The sequence below is a fragment of the Paenibacillus filicis genome (assembly GCF_038070315.1).
Lineage (GTDB): Bacteria > Bacillota > Bacilli > Paenibacillales > NBRC-103111 > Paenibacillus_G > Paenibacillus_G filicis.
On the sequence record NZ_JBBPCC010000007.1, the window covers coordinates 104,714 to 121,472 of the forward strand.

A 16,759-nucleotide genomic window follows, 5' to 3' on the forward strand; every position below is an offset into this window, starting at 1 on the left:
TGCGGTGCATGTCACTGACATGGAGAGCAGGAGCGGAAGCGGATTTAGATGGCGTTTTGCTCTATACGGATGAGGAAACGCTGGAAAAGCTTTCGAAGGATTTTTACTGGTATTCCCCGGTACTCGATAAACGGCTGAAAGATAAGAAAGCCGATGCCGTCATCGCACCCAAGAACGAGCGGGAGGTCGAAGAAGTGCTGGCTTTCGCGTATCGGCACCGGATCCCGGTTACCGCGCGGGGGGCAGGTACGGGGAATTACGGCCAATCGATTCCGCTGCAAGGCGGCATCGTGCTCGATCTGAGCAGACTGGACCGGATTGTGGAGATCGGTGACGGCTATGCGCGTGTACAGTGCGGTGTGAAGCTGGGGGTTCTGGAGAAAACGGCGCGTGAGCAGGGGCAGGAGCTCCGGATTTATCCGAGCACGTATGCAAAGGCGACGGTAGGCGGGTTTGTGTCCGGCGGCTCCGGTGGAGTCGGCTCCATCACCTGGGGCAGCCTTTGGGACGGCAATGTGCTGTCGGCGGTCGTTTATTCGTTGGAGGAGCAACCGCAGCGGCTTGAGATTTCCGGCGAGGCGCTGGTGGATTACATTCACAATTACGGAACGACAGGCATTATGACCGAGGTTACGATTCCGCTCGCGGCGAAGACGGCTTGGACACAGGTTGTCGTTCAGTTTGACGAATTTGAGGGGGCGCTCCAGTTCGGCGAGGCACTATCCCTGGACGACTCCGTTCCCAAGAGGCTCGTCACTCCGATCGAATGGCCGCTGCCCTCATTCTTTAAGCCTCTTCAAAAGGTGCTGTCCCCGAATAAGCATGTGGTCTTCACCGAGGTCGCAGAAGGCTCGCTGACCCAATTATCGGAGATCGCTGCCTCCTTCAAGGGAGAGGTAGGCCATATCATCGGCCCGGAGATGTACCGTAAAACCATCGGCTTGTCCGACTTTACATGGAATCATACGACGTTGTGGGCACTGAAAGCGGACTCTGCGTACACGTATTTGCAGGCGGGGTTCGAACCGGGTCGTTATCTGGAACAGCTGCGAACGCTCAAGGCGATGTTCGGAGACGAGTTGCTGATGCACTTCGAATGGATTCGGAGCGGCGGACAGCTGCTGCCCAATGCGCTCCCCGTGGTGCGCTTCACGACGGAAGAGCGGCTGTACCATATCATCGCGACATGCCGCTCCATCGGCGTGGAAATCTACGATCCGCATACGTGGATGCTCGATAACGGCGGACGAGGCGCAGTCGTCAGCATGCAGCTTCGCAAACAAGCCAATGACCCGCTAAGTTTGCTGAATCCTGGCAAAATCGGATGACTTAGAGACAAACAACCAATCGGAGGGGACGTTCTTATGAAGCAGTTGAGCACATCTGTCGGAGCCATTAAAAAACGCCGCTTATTCTTATCGCTAGGTTTGGTCTTATCCATGGGATTTCTCGGTGCTTGTGGAAGTAAACTCGACGCACCTTCGTCGAATGCTTCCAGCTCCCCTGCGGCAAGCTCCACACCGACGGCTTCGGCCCCTAAAACTTCCGTCAAAGCGACGCTGGTTCTTAACTGGTTCCCTCAGCCTGAGCATGGCGGCAACTTTACTGCACTGGCCAAAGGCTTCTACAAGGATGCCGGTCTCGACATGACCTTGACGCCTGGCGGTCCTTCGGTATCCTCCACCCAGATTGTCGCCTCAGGCAAAGCGGAATTCGGCATGGCGAACGGGGATGATATTTTAGTAGCCCGGCAGGAAGGCATTCCGATCGTGGCGATCGCCACGGCATTCCAGAAAAGCCCTCAGGCGTTGTTCTATCACAAGGAATCCGGGATTAAAGACTTTTCCGATTTGAATGGCCACAAGGTGTATGTCGGATCGACGGCTAGCTTCTGGGAGTTTATGAAAAACAAATATAAGCTGAGCAAGGCGCAAGAGATGAAATACACCGGGTCTCTTGTCAATTTTGTCAACGATCCGCAGGCTGTTACCCAAGGGTACGCGACATCCGAGACGTTCACCTTACAAAAGCAGGGGGTCAACTTCGGCATGCTGCTCAACGCGGATTCCGGCTATAACATCTATTCGAACGTCTACTTCACGACGGAGAAGATGATCGCCGAGCACCCGGACCAAGTCAAGGCGTTTGTTGAAGCAACCGTGAAGGGCTGGGACTATTACAAGGATCATTTTGATGAAATCAATCCTTCGATCCATGAGAAAAATCCGGACCTGAGCCTTGAGATGATGCAGTTCAGTGCGAAGCAATTAGGAGATTTCGCCTATAGCGGAGATGCAGCGACGAAGGGCACGGGCACGATGACCAAGGAGCGTTGGTCAGAAGTGCAGAAACAGCTGCTGGAAATGGGCGTCCTGAAGAAAAGCGAGCCGATCGAACGTGCGTTCACGACCCAGTTCTTGCCTGCCAAATAAAAAAGCTGAGCCTAAATGGCTGCCTGCGGATTTGAATTATACCGCAGGCAGCCATTGTTTTGTCGTCGTGTTCATGAGAAGAGGGAGAGGGGAATGACTCCATCAAGTCAGACTCCGGTTATTCACGTATCATTCACTTGTTACGTTTATGAACGCTGCTATATGTTATAGTAACGGATATCGATCTATACCATTTCCCAAGAATGAAAATGGACAAACCTATGGCTCTGGATTGGACACTTCTTCTTTAGATACAGAACCGAATTTAATTAAAGCTTACGGCGTTGACGGAACTCTTGGATATGTGAAATCTAAGGAATTACGAGGCGATATGCCTCGCACACCAGAGGAAGCACTGGCCCGTATGGCTTCAAACAGAGATCGGCTAATTCCGTTATACGATGTTGAGGGTCAGCATGAAATTGGGCAATTCAAGATCAGGGGCTCCTCTGGAAGTTGAAGGGAAGAGTTCAATGGAGCAACGGCAGCCTAGACTTTGACGGAGAAAAGTAGTATGAACACCTTATTACAGTTGTTCCGTGACAAAACCTTAATCATCGTCGCTCATCGGCTTCAATTTATCAAAGACATGGATCAAATCTTACTTGTAAAAGACGGCGAGATCATCGATGAGGGTGACTTCAACCATTTGATCCGTAACAGCGAATATTTCCAGGCATTATGGAATCAAGAGATTCGTCATTCCTCACGAGCATAGGTTGCATACGGCCAGGACTAGGTGGATAATTATGTATATCGCTCTACGGGCACTTTCAGTGGAGATAGCATACGAACCTCATTCTGCTAGACATAGGAGTAGATACGGCATTCATACTAGGATCTCCAACCAACTTCGGGCTGCCGGCTGCGTGTTCGCCGAGGATGAGGCGGAGCTGCTCATCTCTGCAGCACAGTCACGCTCGGAGCTTGAGGACATGGTAAGCCGGCGAATCGCCAGTTTGCCGCTCGAGCATATTGTCGGCTGGGCGGAATTCTGCGGCCTGCGGATCGCGGTGGACCCCGGCGTCTTTATCCCTCGCAGGCGTACCGAATTTCTGGTTCAGCAGGCTATCCGGCTGGCTGAGCCGTTGGCAAATCCCATCGTCGTTGATCTATGCTGCGGCTCGGGCGCAGTGGGTACCGCAATAGTCAGATGCCTGAGGCAGGCTGAATTGTACGCCGCAGATGTCGACCCCTCTGCGGTGCAATGTGCCCGCCGCAATATCGCCGCTAGCGGCCACGTATTCTTCCACGGGTGGGTGGGGGCTTACCCTAAGCCCCCGCCATATGGCTCGATTTGGATTCCTCTATCTGAACCGCGGCATGTGGGACCATAAGCAAGTCATTTCCCGTGCATGGATCGACGAATCCACAGCGATGACTCCTCATAAATACGGCTATCTATGGTGGCTGAACGAAGGGGACGGCGCCTTTGCCGCCATAGGCGATGGCGGTCATATCATTTGCTGCATGCCTGAGCAAGACATGATCGTAGTTATTTCATCGGCCTTCATGGTCAATCCCCGTGATCGGTGGAGCCTGATTAAGGAACGTATTCTCCCGGCTGTACTCGATTAGCACCATGCTAAGCCCGCCTTAAGGCGCGGGCTTTTTTTGTTGGCCGAATCTGTCCGGTTAGAATCTTCTCACCCGAAACCCATGCTCCTCCTATGATTAGGTCTCCAAAGAACGACGAATGGATTGGACACTCGAAGATAACGAACCATTTACCGAAGATTTTGGACCGTAAGGTTTGCTCCAGCAGCTAAAATAAAGCTATCAGACAGAGAAAGAGGAGAGACACTTATGGTCCGAATAGCTCGGCAGGTCTACCGATACCGCATCATGTATGCGCTCCTGCTCCCGGGGTTGCTGTATTTTGCAGTATTCAAGTACGTCCCCATGGTGTATATCACCGCCGCCTTCAAAAACTACAACGTGCTCAAGGGGCTTTGGGAAAGTCCATGGGTGGGATGGCAAAACTTCAAGCTCTTCTTCGAAGGGGTTTATTTCTACCAAATTATTGGAAATACGATTCTCATTTCGTTGTATAAACTGTTGTTTTCTTTCCCTGCTCCGATCATTTTGGCTTTGATGCTGAATAGCGTCACATCCAAGGGATTCAAGCGTACCATTCAAACCTTGACGTATTTGCCTCATTTTTTGTCATGGGTGATCATCTACGGCCTGCTGGTCGCCTTCCTCGCGCCCGGTACGGGCCTCATCAACCAATTGCTCACCGCCTTCCATCTGGATCGCATCTCCTTCCTCACTGAGCCTGGCTTGATTAGACCTCTTATCGTGGGAACAGATATTTGGCAGTCGGTCGGGTGGGGAGCCATTATTTACTTGGCGGCTTTAACGGGAATTGATCCGTCCCTGTACGAAGCGGCAACGGTCGACGGGGCGTCGCGCTGGAGACAGCTTTGGAGCGTCACGCTGCCGGGGATCCGCAACGTTATTGTGCTGATGCTAATCCTGCGTCTGAGCGCCATTCTCGATGTAGGCTTCGATCAAATTTATATGATGATGAATCCGCTGAATCAGGAAAAAGCCGATGTCATTGAAACCTGGGTATACCGGGTCGGACTGCAGGAGGGGCGGATCGGACTCGCGACGGCAGTCGGCTTGTTCAAGTCCGTCATCGGCTTCGTGCTCGTGCTCGGCGCTAACCGTCTGGCCAAAAGATTCGACGGACAAATTTGGTAGGAGGAAGCTCTATGAATCATCATCTGACCCGCAGCGAGCGCATCGCCCAAATCCTAAACTATATGCTGCTCGCCTTGTTCGCCATTACCTGCGTAATTCCGTTCATCTACGTCATTAGCGTTTCGGTCACCCCGATATCCGAGGTCATCAAACGTGACGGACTTGTCCTGATCCCTGCCAAGGTAACCTGGACTGCCTATCAGGAGATTATGAAGGGCGGCCGGTTAACGGACGCTTATCAGGCTACGTTGTTCCGGGTCGGGGTCGGTACGGCTCTCAATCTCTTCTTCACCCTCTTAACGGCGCTGCCCTTATCCCGCAAGTCGCTGCCCGGCCGAAGCGCCTTTCTGATGTTCATCGTCTTCACGATGCTGTTCAACGGGGGCATCATCCCGAGCTATTTGCTGGTGAAGGAGCTCGGTCTGCTCGACTCGCCGTGGGCTCTCATCATTCCCGGCCTCGTCAATGCCTTCTACTTGATGATCGTCAAAAGCTTCTTCGAGCAGCTGCCAGAAGCTATCGATGAAGCTGCAAGGATCGATGGAGCGGGGGAGATAGCCATTATGTTCCGTATCGTTCTGCCGCTTTCCGTGCCGATTATCGCCACCATCTCCTTATTTTACGCCGTGTGGCACTGGAACAGCTATTTCGATGCCTTATTATATATCAACGATACCTCGAAACAGCCTTTGCAGCTTTTCTTAAGACAAATCTTGCTGGCCTCCGTAGCGATCAGCGGAGATGCGGCTGAGGCCACCAATTCGGTGAATCCCATCTCGGTACAGATGGCTTCCGTTGTGGTGACGACGCTGCCGATTCTAGTCGTGTACCCGTTCATCCAGAAGCATTTCACCAAGGGTGTATTGCTCGGCTCGGTAAAGGGCTAGCGAGATCTTCATGATCATTATCTTGAGGAAACTCTTGATATAAACCTGTATAATAAACGAAGGGGAGAGGTTCATTCATGAGAAAAAAACAGGCACATGCTATGCTCGCGCTCGCAATCGTGCTGGGCATCACAGCCAACGGCTGCAGCAAGAGCGATCCGAAGCCGGAAGCAACCGGCAAGGAGGGGGGCGGGACCCCGACGGAAGCGCAGAAGAAGCTTAAGCTTAACTTTTACAACACGATCGGATACAGACAGACGACGCCGATGCCTTCTAGGGAAAACGATCCGATTCGCCAAATGATCGAGAAGGATAATAACATCGAGTTGGAAATGACGCTCGGGGGCGAGAATTGGAAAGACAAGCTGAACCTGCTCATTTCATCGAACCAAATTCCCGACATACTCACGTTCCCGGACCGTGCCAGCGCGATTAAATATTACGAGCAAGGGCTCGTCGCAGAGCTCGACGATGCGCTCAAAGAAGTGCCGGAGCTGACCAAGGCCTTCGATCCTTCCCGGCTAGAGCCTATGAAATATAAGGGCCATATGATCGGACTTCCAGGCTCTGAAGCGGTAGGTGGTGTAAACGGCTGGTGGATCAATGAGACTTGGCTGAAGAAGCTGAATCTGCAGGTCCCGACGAATCCGCAAGAGCTATTAACCGTTATGAAGGCGTTTACATTCAATGATCCGGACGGAAACGGCAAAAACGACACCTACGGATTCCTGGCCATGCTGCCGAAGGACGGCTCGCTCGGGTACGGCACCGGCGGCGGTCAAGGCTTCCAGCAAATCTTCTGGATGTTCGGGGTACAGCCTAACTTCGTTGATATCAGGGACGGTAAGGTCGTCGTGTACAACACAGACCCGAAAACCAAAGAAGCCTTGCAGTTCATTCAAGATATGATCCAAGCTAAGGTGGTAGATCCCGACTGGGTAACCATTGACGACAATTTGAAGCGGGATAATAAGATGTATCAGGGCAAGGTCGGCATCATGATCGCAGACTGGCGCCGTATGGAGCCGGCCGAACAAAAGAAGATGCAGGATGCTGGCGGAAGCGTGCCCGAGTGGAAGCAGATCCCTCCGCCGAAAGGTCCGTACGGCGACCAGATTCTCGATGTGAAGCCTTTCCAGCAAGCCATGATCGGGCTCTCCAAGGAAGCGCTTAAGGATACGGCCAAGACCAAGCCAGCGATGCAGTTCATTCAATATTTGTACACGAATCAGGATGCTTATCTGTATCTGGCTTACGGGCTGAAGGATAAAACCTTTAAGATCACAAACGGCCAGCCTGCCTTAATCGACAGGACGACCTACAATGAGAAGGAAGTGGAGTGGCGCTATAATTACGCCTTCGTCCGTAAAGCCAATGACAACGTATACTTCGACTTCAAGAATCCCCAGGTCACAGGGGCCAATCAGAAAATCAATACTAGCTATCTGAAGGACAATAACGTCAATCCTCGGGTATTCGACGACCCGAACGATCCGCTCGCGCAAGACCGCGTCAAATATGTCAATGAGATGATGCTCAAGTTCGTCACCGGCAAGGAGCCGCTCGGCAATTGGGATACGTACGTGAAGACCCTGCAGGATAAATTTAAGCTTAACGAAGCCGTCGCCCATTACACGAAACAGCTCCAAAGCGATGGCGTGCTGAGATAATCGTACCTAGAAGAGGAGATGCCGTTCTCCTCTTCTTCCGTCTGAGGATTCGGACGACACTAACCCTACAGGAGTGGACTGTATGCCGGGCAGGGCTCGAAGGCTGTTTCACACGATTTCGTTCCGATTATTCCTGGTATGCTTCATCTTTGTGCTGAGCTCGGAAGTGATTGTGAGCGCCCTGTCGTACCGGTACATTAAGAATGAAATTTCCTCCAGCCAGCTGGAACGGGCCAAGCAGCTTCTCTTGAAGGAGCAGCAGTATATGGACTTGTATGTGGCTCTTATTCACAACACGATGGCCTTATTATCTTCGTCATCCGAAACGTGGCGGGGCGATATGAGCGCAGCTCAAACGGGGCTTGAGGGAGTATATCGCACGCATTCGGAGATGCTGACGGATGTGTACTTTATCCGGGAAGACCTGTCCATCGTCGGAGGCAATCCCGTCACCAAGGTACTGAACGATCCGCTGCCAGCCCGCGAGGAACTGTACTGGTCGGCCTACAGCAATGCTTACGGCAGTATCTCGGTAAGCCGACCTTATCCATCGTTCTTCTCCGGCTGGACGGTGACGTTCACCAAAGCGTTAACGTTCGCCGGGGAGCCGATGGTCATTGCACTCGATCTCAATCTGACGGCTCTGCAGGAGCGAATGGACCGGATCAGTCACGGCAGCAATCTTCAGTTGGCCATTCTCGACGATCAGGGACACGTCATTGTCGAGCCTTCTGCAAGCGGACCGTTTCGGGTGAAGGACCACCGGCTTCTGTTCGATGAACGGGATAGCCTGGAGCTGATCCATCAGAAGGATGATGTGTTCCGGGAGCCGATGAACGGCATTCCCGTCACTGTGATGAAAGGCTTTATTCCTAGTACGAAGTGGATTGTGTTCGCCTTCTCGGACAATACCTCGCTGAAGAATTCCCTTCAACGGCTGGAATCCTTCTTCTTCGGGATACTGGCGGTAGGGATCCTCCTCAGTATGGTAACGGCTGCCATCGTGGCCCGGATGATTCGGAGACCGGTCTATGCCTTGATCCGTAAGATGAGTCAGGTAAGGCAGGGCGACCTGAATGTCACGATTCCGAAGATCAGGAGCGATGAATTCGGCGAGCTGACCGACACGTTCAACACGATGCTAGGGCGAATCCGTACGCTGCTCGACCATGTCAACCTCAGCGAGCGCAGGAAGAAGGAGCTCGAAATCCAGGTGCTGCAATCGCAGATCAATCCGCATTTTCTCTATAATACGTTAGGCTCCATCAGCAATGTGGTCGAGGCCGGCAGATACGAGGAAGTAGACAATTTGATCGGGGCGCTGATTGCCATTCTGGAATATGGCATTACGGACTTCTCCGACCGGGCTAGCCTGAGCGAGGAGCTGCGTAATGTAAGGGATTACTTGCATATTCAGAATATTCGCTACGATAGCGTGTTCGAGCTGATAGAAGAGATCGATCCCGACATGCTGTCGCATCCCGTACTCCGAATGGCACTTCAGCCGATCGTCGAGAACAGTATTTTTCACGGCTATAGCGGCGGTAGATTCGCAGGAGCAATTCGAATGACTGCGGTTCGAATGGAGGGGCAGCTCCTAATTGAGGTTACGGACGATGGGGTGGGGATGTCTGCCGAGAAGGTGTCGGCCCTGCTTTTGCCTATTCAGGAGAACGGCGATGAAGCGGGACGGCGCAAACGAATTGGCTTGTATAACATTCATCAGCGGATTCAGCTGAATTACGGAGAATGCTATGGCCTCAGCGTTTGGAGCGAGGAAAACAGGGGGACCCGGGTCACGCTGCGGTTTCCCGATCTGGGAGCCGGCGAGCGGAGCAGCCTAGCCACTTAAGGGGGACTGAACATGCGAGAAGTCATCACTTGCCTGATAGTCGACGACGAGCCGCCGATGGTGCGGCGGCTGCAGCGGATGTTCGAGCGTTGGGAGGAACAGCGCCTGCCGTATAGGCTGATCGGTACGGCCTATTCAGCCGATGAAGGAATGGAGCTGGCCTCCCGTCTGAAGCCAGACTTGATTGTGACCGATGTGGTCATGCCCGGCAAGAACGGCTTGGAGATGATCCGAGAGCTTCGAGTCAGCCATCCTCGCATTGAGTTTATCATCCTGAGCTCCTATTCGGACTTTGCCTACGCCAAGCAGGCGATCGCCATGGGGGTCTTCGAATATTTGGTCAAGGTCCCGCTTAGGGAGCAGGAGGTGCTGGCCGCTCTGGCCAAGGCGCGGGACAATGTGCTGGCTTGGGAGGAGAGAGACCGCCGGCTGCACAGCCTCAGCGGATCGGTGAAGGGCGATTCGCATCGGATGCGCAAGCAGTTGCTCGAGGAGCTGCTGCGAGGCGAACTGAGCGCCTCGGCGATGAAGCGAAGAAGCCAAGAGTATGCCCCAGACTTTCAGCCTAGCCAGTACGCCTGCTTTGTAGTGCGTCTTGACGATTATGCGGGCTTCTCCGCCGAGTATTCGCCTGCCGACCGTCATTCGCTCAAGTACGGCATGCTGAATATTATGGAGGAGGTTCTTCAGGCTTCGGGCGGATGTTTCGTATGCGAGATGTCCGCCGACACGTTGGTCGGCTTGTCCAAGCTTCAAGCAGCCGGAGAACACGGTGCCGATACCAAAGGGCTGGAGCTGGCCGAGGAGATTCTTGCCCATATGAAAGCTTTCCTGCGTCTATCCGTTTCCATCGGGGTGAGCCGCCGGCATCAGGGCTGGGAGCAGGCAGCGGCCGCTTATCGCCAAGCTTCGGCAGCGTTAGCGGATTCGTTTTACTTCAGCTTCGGCATGGTCGTAACGCCAAGCCGCCGTCTGGTCTACAGCGAAGCCGATACGCACGTCCTGTTCGAGCGGTTCGAAGGCCTGCTGGACCGAGTATCTACGGCTTCCGATCGAGACGAGCTGTCGTCGCTTCTGAAGCTATTACACACGTACCGCCTTCCCCCGGACAAGCTGATTCCCTATGTCGAGAGGTGGCTAGTCCGATTGCGGCGCAAGCTACTGCCGGCCGGTCATCAACTGGAAGATCCGCAGACCCCCGGACTCCAGAATTGCGCGCATCTGCATCAATTGACAGAACGACTCCGCTTGGAGTGGGAGCGGATCATGTCCCGAGCGACACCTGCGGGGCTGCGGCCGGATATGGCCAAAGCGATCTTGTACGTGGAGGAGCGTCTGCACGAATCGCTGTCGCTAAGCCATGTGGCCGATCATATTCACTTGAATCCGTCGTATGTCAGTGAGCTATTCAAGAAAGAGCTGGGAATCAACTTTACAGACTACGTGGCAAGGCGCCGGATCGAGCGAGCCATCGAGCTTCTGCGCAAAAGAGCGTACACGAATCAAGAGCTTGCCGAGGCCGTTGGCATTCCGAATGAGAAGTACTTTTGTACCCTCTTCAAAAAAATGACCGGAACGTCTCCACAAAAATATGAGACGAACCGCAGACGAGTCTAACGGAAAGCGAGAGGATTGGCAGTGGCTAGATCCCGATTTCAGCGACAAAGGCCACAGAAATATGAGTGGGGGGAAGATACATGCCTCATTTGGCATCCTTCCGAGGTGGCTACCCATTATGAGCACCCCTTGCAGTCCTTTTGTCAGTTCCGCAGAACCTTCGAGCTCCCCATGGAGGAAGGGGCTCTCGGAATGCTAACCATGTTCGCCGACTCCCGGTATATCGTATATGTCAACGGGATATACGCAGGCCGAGGCCCCTGCCGCAGCGACCCTCGATGGCAATATGTCGACGAGATCCCAGTCTCGAAGCTGCTTCGTCCAGGCCGCAACTGCATCGCCGTCATGGTGCTGTATTACGGCTACGGAACCGGACAATCGATCGATCGGATTCCCGCCCTGCTGGCAGAGCTGCGCGTGTCCGGGCCAGAGGGTGGGACGATTCGGATCGGGACGGACTCCACCTGGCTGTGCCGCAAAGCGGACGCCTACGATGCTGAGGCTCCCCGCGTGAACGGCTGCCAAGGGCCTATCGAAATTTACGACGCCCGGCTGGACACGGGGGACTGGCATCAGCCAGATGCGGCGGAGGAAGGCTGGGAGAATGCCCAGTCACGAGGCTTCCGGCTGTCGCCCTTCTGGAACTTCCTGCGAAGACCCATTCCGCTGCTGGAGGAGAAGGAGCTGGATGCACTGCGGGTCGTAAACCGCGGTATCGTTCCGATGCGTCCGGCATCCTCCGAGCGCATGCATCTAGATATCATCGAGGAAACGAAGGGGATCGGTCTGTCCGGGGCAAGCCCCTCGGATACGGTGAAGGACGTGTGGTCCGAATCGCCTTCATCTGCGGAAGCCGAAGTGCTGACCTACGATTTCGGCAGGATTGAGCCGGGCTATCTGCAGCTTGAGGTCACGGGAACCTCTGGAACGGTTATCGATGTGGTCTATGCCGAAGAACTGTGGGAAGGCAAGGCGCTGCTTAATCCGAATAATAATCGTTCCATCGACAGGTTTATCCTCTCGGAGGGCCGGCGGCGGCTGGAGGTAGGCTTCGGCTGGAAGGCTTGCCGCTACGTCCAGCTGCGGATTCGTCATGCTGATGCTCGCCCGGTTTGCGTGCATCGGGTAGGCTTGCGAACCCGCCGTTACCCAATGGCACAGCACGCGTCCTTCCGGTGCAGCGATCCGGCCCTGCAGCGAATCTGGGACATCTCCGAGCACACACTGCGCATCTGTATGCAGGATGCCTTCGTCGATTCGCCAAGCCGGGAGCAGCAGCAGTGGATGGGGGATGGGCGTTGGCAGGCGCTCTACCAGACGTATTACTCGGGAGACGGCAGGCTGCATCGCAAGCTGCTGGAGCAGGTCGGCCAATCGCAGGACTGGCAGGGCATGACAGCCCAGCGGTATCCGGACGGTCATCACAATTACCCGCCGATCCCGTCATTCTGCCTGCATTGGATCAGCTCCTTCGGCGAATACCTGGAGGCTTACGGCGATGACGGCTTGCTGGCCGAATGGTGGCCGAATATCATGCAGGCGCTTCGCTGGTTCTCCGGCTTCGAGAACGAAGCGGGGTTACTCGTGGATGTGCCGTATTGGGCATACGTGGATGCGGGTGAGGCTCCCCTGGGGAGATGGCCGGATGTCGAACGGGGAGGGATCGTAACGTCGCTCAACTTGCTTTATCTGGAAGCGATGCGCCAGGCGATCCTCTATGCCAGACAGGTGGGGGATCAGGAGGCCGATAACTACTACACTCGTGCCAGCGATCGGCTGGCGGACGGCATCAAGCAAGCTTTATGGCTGCCGGAGGTCGGCACCTATACGGAATGCTTGGTTAAGGGAGTCCCTAGCCCCCTGTACAGTGAATCAGCGAATGCTCTGGCTTTGGTCGTGTTACATAGAGCTGAAGACGAGCGAAGCCAGTCGATCTATAAGGCGGTGTTTTCGCCCGAAGCTGCAGGGTGCGCCATTGCAGCCAGTCCTTTCTTCATGCTGGTCGTGTACAGGGCGCTATGCAAGCTTGGCCGAGAGGAACGCATGCTGGAGCTGGTGCGTGAACGGTACGGCCCAATGGTGGAGGCCGGGGCTACGACCGTATGGGAGTGGTGGGGGTTGTTCTATCCGGATAAGCAGTCGGGGGAGGTTCAATTCAGCTCAGCATGCCATGCCTGGGGAAGTATGCCCGTGTATATGTTTTTGCAGTCGGTTCTGGGGGTGCGCTCCCTGAAGCCCGGACACCAGGTCGTCGAGATAGCCCCTCGTCTTCTAGGCGGGCTGGCCTGGGCAGAAGGCGCTATTCCGACGAAATGCGGCGTTCTGGCTGTTCGGGTGGAACGCGAAGCTGAGCTGGCGGGTGGTATTCGTCTGAACCTAACTGTGCCCAAAGGGGTGACGGTGTTGTCTGAAGGAGCTTCTTACGGCGCTGGTGAGCATGTCGTGCGGATGCAGGGATAGAAGAAAGGGAAATTAGATTTAAACATGAACACGGCGTCGGTCTAAAACTTATGTTCAAGTTTTAGTCTGGCGCTATTTTTAATGTCTAATGATTCATTCTATTTTGTACTGCCGGGTGATCTCAACCAATGGACCGATGCCGTTCGGCCAGCCCAGCCGATTGTCTTGGAGCGTTCGGCTGGGCGAAGGGATATACTCGGGTGCGCATCAATTCGAGATGCCCGACGCGTCAACTGTAGACGAGGTCCGTCAGAAGCCTGCGCTGGCGATCTGGGGAGAAGCGGATCGGACGCTCCATGCCGAGCATTTTCTACCGCTGTTCATGGAGTTGTTCCCAAGTGCTCCTGTCCACTGGCTTCCCGGCGTAGGTCATTACTGTCTCGAAGACGCACCGGACGAGATCGGACATCTCATCGCGGACTTCATCCAGGAGAACTAAGTGACTCATCCCGTTGGATACTCCAGATCACTTATGGTTCAAGAAAGAAGCAAAGAGAACGGCCAGCGCCGCGCTCTTTGCTTCTTGTTGTCTTTAATTCTCCGATACGAGAATGTTATCGAATACAGCAGTCTGGCCGACAGTACGCAGTCCGATGTACCCGCTGGTCAGGCTGGAATCCGTGACGCTGATCTTCTGCACTCCGTTCACATAGCCCTTAATCGAATTCCCCTTGAGCTCAAGTCGGAGCAGATTCCAACTACCTGGGTTAGCGGTGAAGTTCGCTTCCCCGATCTGGGTGAAGACTCCGGCCACTCTCTTGTAGAGCTGCAGCTTGTTCAGGTCATAGTTGATACGGTACAGGTAAAAGTCGGAAAAATCTGCGCTGGCCCGGGCCACGAGGCCGGAGGAAGCGTTCGCCGCAGGCTTGTCATACGCCTTGACAGCCGCTGTCAGGGAGAGATCCGTGTAGACCGCTCCGCCTCTGGTTTCAGCTACTCCAGTGCCCGTCTGCTTCAGCACCTTGCTAAGATCGTCGACGACCGACCAACTGCCGCTAAGAGCAGTCCAATTGCTGGAGCTGTTGTTTTGGAAGCCATCGCCGAAAGCCAGGGGTTCGAACATGACCGCATCGGCTCTGTAATGATTGGTGCCGTTGCCGGGTGCCGTCAGCTTCACATATTCCGTGCCGCCGCCGGAGAAGTAAGCGGTTGTCAGCAAGCGCCAGCCGTTCGCGATATTGGTCTGGTCGATGGGTTCGATCGTATCCGTGAGTCCGTTATGGAAGACGGTGTACTGGGCATTCGTCGCGGAGGAGAGGGAATACGGGTAACGCACGTATACATTGTAATACCCCGGCACGGGGATGACCGGTGTCCAGGTCGCCGTGCTTCCGGCGCTGTTGCTGTAGCGGGAGCTTCCGCCGTAGCTGCCTGCCAGTGAGCTCGTCGTCCAAGTTCCGCTCTCACTGTAACCAGGTCCGCCGTTGTCGACGATGGTGACGCTTGCTGACTTCACCGGACCTACCACGTTGGAATACGGAGAGTAGGCACCCGCTGGATTTTTGGCCCTGATCCTGTAATAGTAAAAGCTGCCAGCTGCAGCCGTCGTATCATCGAAGATCGGAACCGCGAAGGTGTGATGGCGCGGTGTGGTGACATCATCCTTCACACCGCTACTGACTGTAGCCCATGGACCCGCGGCACTGACGGCTCGTTCCACCTCATACAAGGCTGCGCTTGAGACTCCCTGCCAGGAGAGGGTATGGACCGAGTCGGATGGAAATAAGAGGGGGGCCGCTGGCGTCGGCCATGCAGGTACGGACAATCCTTTGTAGCCGTATGCGGAGCTACGCAAGGCATTGATAATAGCCGTTTCATAGGCCCAATCTCCGGAGGCGAAGCCGGGATAGCGGAGGTAGCTCCAGTTGCCGGGTGACGGGAAGTGCCAGCCCCCCATCTTGTGATGGAACATGGTGCCCCAGTACAGCGAGCCAACCGTGCCGTTCGATTGGACCATGGAGAGCAGCTGGCTAACCTCTGCACTAGAATAATTGCCGAATTCCCCGATAATCAGCGCTTTTTTGCCTGCGGTGGTGTTCCGCCATTCCGTTAGCTTGCTGACCAAGTCCCCTTCACCCTTATAGATGTGCGGATCAATGATGTCGATGTTGGCATCATTCAGCGAATTGGTCTTGATTCCTTGCGAAAACACGTAGTTTCCGTCTGCCAGCAGATGATTGGCATCCATGCTTTTGACGTGAGCCGCCATCTCTGTTACCCAGGCGTCGGTTGAGGGGAGCTCATTTCCTAACTGCCAGGCCAAAATGGCCTTGTCATTCTTGTACGGAACCCCGGTCAGCGTGTTAGTCCGGTTCAGCACGTAGCTGATGAAGTCCTTGAAGTCCTGCTTCACGGTCGGATCACTCCAGAAGCTGCCGGAGCTGAGCCCCCGGAAAGCCGCCCAGTCGGCCGTGCCGCCGATATAGGTATAGCTGTCCACGAAGGGCACGATCAGCCGGACATTGTATTGGTTGGCCAATTGCAAGATCTTGTCGAACAGCTTGAAGGCTCCCTCGTTGTAGACCCCGGGGCCCATGACGTGTCGGGGCGTTCCCTCCGGATCGGCCGCCATCTTCACTTCGAACGGATAGAGCCGCAACACGTCGATACCGGATTCTGCCGCCGAACGAATCGCATCCGTGATCTCGTCAGGATCCGTCCACGCCCGCAGCAGCAGCGGGGCGTTCGAGCCGGTGAAGCGGAAGGCAGCCGTTCCGTCCTTCAGCGTATCGCCGCTTCGTGTAATATAATTCGTAAAGCTGGCCGCAGCCGTTTCCGGAATCACAGCCGTGAAGCCGATGCCTCCGATAAGTACGGCGGTCATGGAAAGAGAGAGAAGCTTGCAGTATTTGTTCATGGGATGGACCTCCTGTCAAATTGTGAATATGGCGGATCCTTTCTGCTGTAGTGTTACTGCCATGAGCGGGTAGACTACCTGCGGTCACCAGCTTTTCGAGAAATAAATTAAAGCGGTTACAATAATGTTTGCTGCTCGTTGTCGAGAGCTTACTTCTTTATCGTAAACAATATCGTATGATGAAAACAGGCCTTCTCATTTACATTCCAGAGAAAAAAGCCGTAAAAAGTGCCTTGACAACTGCGTACATGCTTGATCCAGGCGTGCAGAAGCTA

Annotated in this window: 12 protein-coding genes and 1 pseudogene; 12 read left to right on the forward strand and 1 reads right to left on the reverse strand. The window is 54.5% G+C overall.

Going from position 1 to position 16,759, the window contains the following annotated elements; all coding sequences use genetic code 11:
• The first annotated feature begins 8 nt into the window (after positions 1-8).
• The 12 genes and pseudogenes from WMW72_RS12785 (at position 9) to WMW72_RS12840 (ending at position 14,066) form a co-directional block, all read left to right on the forward strand.
• On the forward strand, positions 9-1,328 hold the full coding sequence (locus tag WMW72_RS12785; RefSeq protein WP_341415869.1) for an FAD-binding oxidoreductase: 1,320 nt from the start codon (positions 9-11) through the stop codon (positions 1,326-1,328).
• A 36-nt stretch (positions 1,329-1,364) separates the two neighbouring features.
• The gene (locus WMW72_RS12790) at positions 1,365-2,432 is read left to right on the forward strand and encodes an ABC transporter substrate-binding protein (protein WP_341415870.1); all 1,068 of its coding nucleotides are present in this window, start codon (positions 1,365-1,367) and stop codon (positions 2,430-2,432) included.
• Between the two features lie 514 nt (positions 2,433-2,946).
• Positions 2,947-3,150, forward strand: coding sequence for a hypothetical protein (locus WMW72_RS12795; protein ID WP_341415871.1), 204 nt, complete (start codon positions 2,947-2,949; stop codon positions 3,148-3,150).
• A 217-nt stretch (positions 3,151-3,367) separates the two neighbouring features.
• The gene (locus tag WMW72_RS12800) at positions 3,368-3,769 is read left to right on the forward strand and encodes a methyltransferase (RefSeq protein WP_341416026.1); all 402 of its coding nucleotides are present in this window, start codon (positions 3,368-3,370) and stop codon (positions 3,767-3,769) included.
• Positions 3,678-4,010 (forward strand): annotated as a pseudogene (locus tag WMW72_RS12805) (serine hydrolase domain-containing protein); the annotation flags it as partial. The gene WMW72_RS12800 and the pseudogene WMW72_RS12805, both read left to right, overlap by 92 nt.
• A gap of 228 nt (positions 4,011-4,238) precedes the next feature.
• The gene (locus WMW72_RS12810) at positions 4,239-5,141 is read left to right on the forward strand and encodes an ABC transporter permease (RefSeq protein ID WP_341415873.1); all 903 of its coding nucleotides are present in this window, start codon (positions 4,239-4,241) and stop codon (positions 5,139-5,141) included.
• Between the two features lie 11 nt (positions 5,142-5,152).
• A complete protein-coding gene (locus WMW72_RS12815) occupies positions 5,153-6,028 on the forward strand; it encodes a carbohydrate ABC transporter permease (protein ID WP_341415874.1) in 876 nt (291 codons plus the stop codon).
• Positions 6,029-6,105: 77 nt separating this feature from the next.
• Positions 6,106-7,698, forward strand: a complete 1,593-nt coding sequence (locus WMW72_RS12820) for a type 2 periplasmic-binding domain-containing protein (protein ID WP_341415875.1) — start codon at positions 6,106-6,108, stop codon at positions 7,696-7,698.
• Between the two features lie 82 nt (positions 7,699-7,780).
• Positions 7,781-9,550, forward strand: coding sequence for a cache domain-containing sensor histidine kinase (locus WMW72_RS12825; RefSeq protein WP_341415876.1), 1,770 nt, complete (start codon positions 7,781-7,783; stop codon positions 9,548-9,550).
• A 12-nt stretch (positions 9,551-9,562) separates the two neighbouring features.
• The gene (locus tag WMW72_RS12830) at positions 9,563-11,167 is read left to right on the forward strand and encodes a response regulator transcription factor (RefSeq protein WP_341415877.1); all 1,605 of its coding nucleotides are present in this window, start codon (positions 9,563-9,565) and stop codon (positions 11,165-11,167) included.
• A 192-nt stretch (positions 11,168-11,359) separates the two neighbouring features.
• Positions 11,360-13,627, forward strand: a complete 2,268-nt coding sequence (locus WMW72_RS12835) for a family 78 glycoside hydrolase catalytic domain (RefSeq protein WP_341415878.1) — start codon at positions 11,360-11,362, stop codon at positions 13,625-13,627.
• Positions 13,628-13,715: 88 nt separating this feature from the next.
• Complete coding sequence (locus WMW72_RS12840; protein WP_341415879.1) at positions 13,716-14,066, forward strand: alpha/beta fold hydrolase; 351 nt, start codon at positions 13,716-13,718, stop codon at positions 14,064-14,066.
• A 93-nt stretch (positions 14,067-14,159) separates the two neighbouring features.
• On the opposite strand, the gene WMW72_RS12845 is transcribed toward WMW72_RS12840, so the two are convergent.
• Positions 14,160-16,484: a golvesin C-terminal-like domain-containing protein gene (locus WMW72_RS12845; protein ID WP_341415880.1), complete on the reverse strand. Its 2,325-nt coding sequence runs from the start codon at positions 16,482-16,484 to the stop codon at positions 14,160-14,162.
• Positions 16,485-16,759: the final 275 nt, after the last annotated feature.

Excerpts from the sequence above, each read along its gene's own strand:
- WMW72_RS12785 (WP_341415869.1), top strand. The coding sequence starts at position 9 with ATGTCACTGACATGGAGAGCAGGAGCGGAAGCGGATTTAGATGGCGTT.
- WMW72_RS12790 (WP_341415870.1), top strand. The coding sequence starts at position 1,365 with ATGAAGCAGTTGAGCACATCTGTCGGAGCCATTAAAAAACGCCGCTTA.
- WMW72_RS12795 (WP_341415871.1), top strand. The coding sequence starts at position 2,947 with ATGAACACCTTATTACAGTTGTTCCGTGACAAAACCTTAATCATCGTC.
- WMW72_RS12800 (WP_341416026.1), top strand. The coding sequence starts at position 3,368 with ATGGTAAGCCGGCGAATCGCCAGTTTGCCGCTCGAGCATATTGTCGGC.
- WMW72_RS12810 (WP_341415873.1), top strand. The coding sequence starts at position 4,239 with ATGGTCCGAATAGCTCGGCAGGTCTACCGATACCGCATCATGTATGCG.
- WMW72_RS12815 (WP_341415874.1), top strand. The coding sequence starts at position 5,153 with ATGAATCATCATCTGACCCGCAGCGAGCGCATCGCCCAAATCCTAAAC.
- WMW72_RS12820 (WP_341415875.1), top strand. The coding sequence starts at position 6,106 with ATGAGAAAAAAACAGGCACATGCTATGCTCGCGCTCGCAATCGTGCTG.
- WMW72_RS12825 (WP_341415876.1), top strand. The coding sequence starts at position 7,781 with ATGCCGGGCAGGGCTCGAAGGCTGTTTCACACGATTTCGTTCCGATTA.
- WMW72_RS12830 (WP_341415877.1), top strand. The coding sequence starts at position 9,563 with ATGCGAGAAGTCATCACTTGCCTGATAGTCGACGACGAGCCGCCGATG.
- WMW72_RS12835 (WP_341415878.1), top strand. The coding sequence starts at position 11,360 with ATGCTAACCATGTTCGCCGACTCCCGGTATATCGTATATGTCAACGGG.
- WMW72_RS12840 (WP_341415879.1), top strand. The coding sequence starts at position 13,716 with ATGATTCATTCTATTTTGTACTGCCGGGTGATCTCAACCAATGGACCG.
- WMW72_RS12845 (WP_341415880.1), bottom strand. The coding sequence starts at position 16,484 with ATGAACAAATACTGCAAGCTTCTCTCTCTTTCCATGACCGCCGTACTT.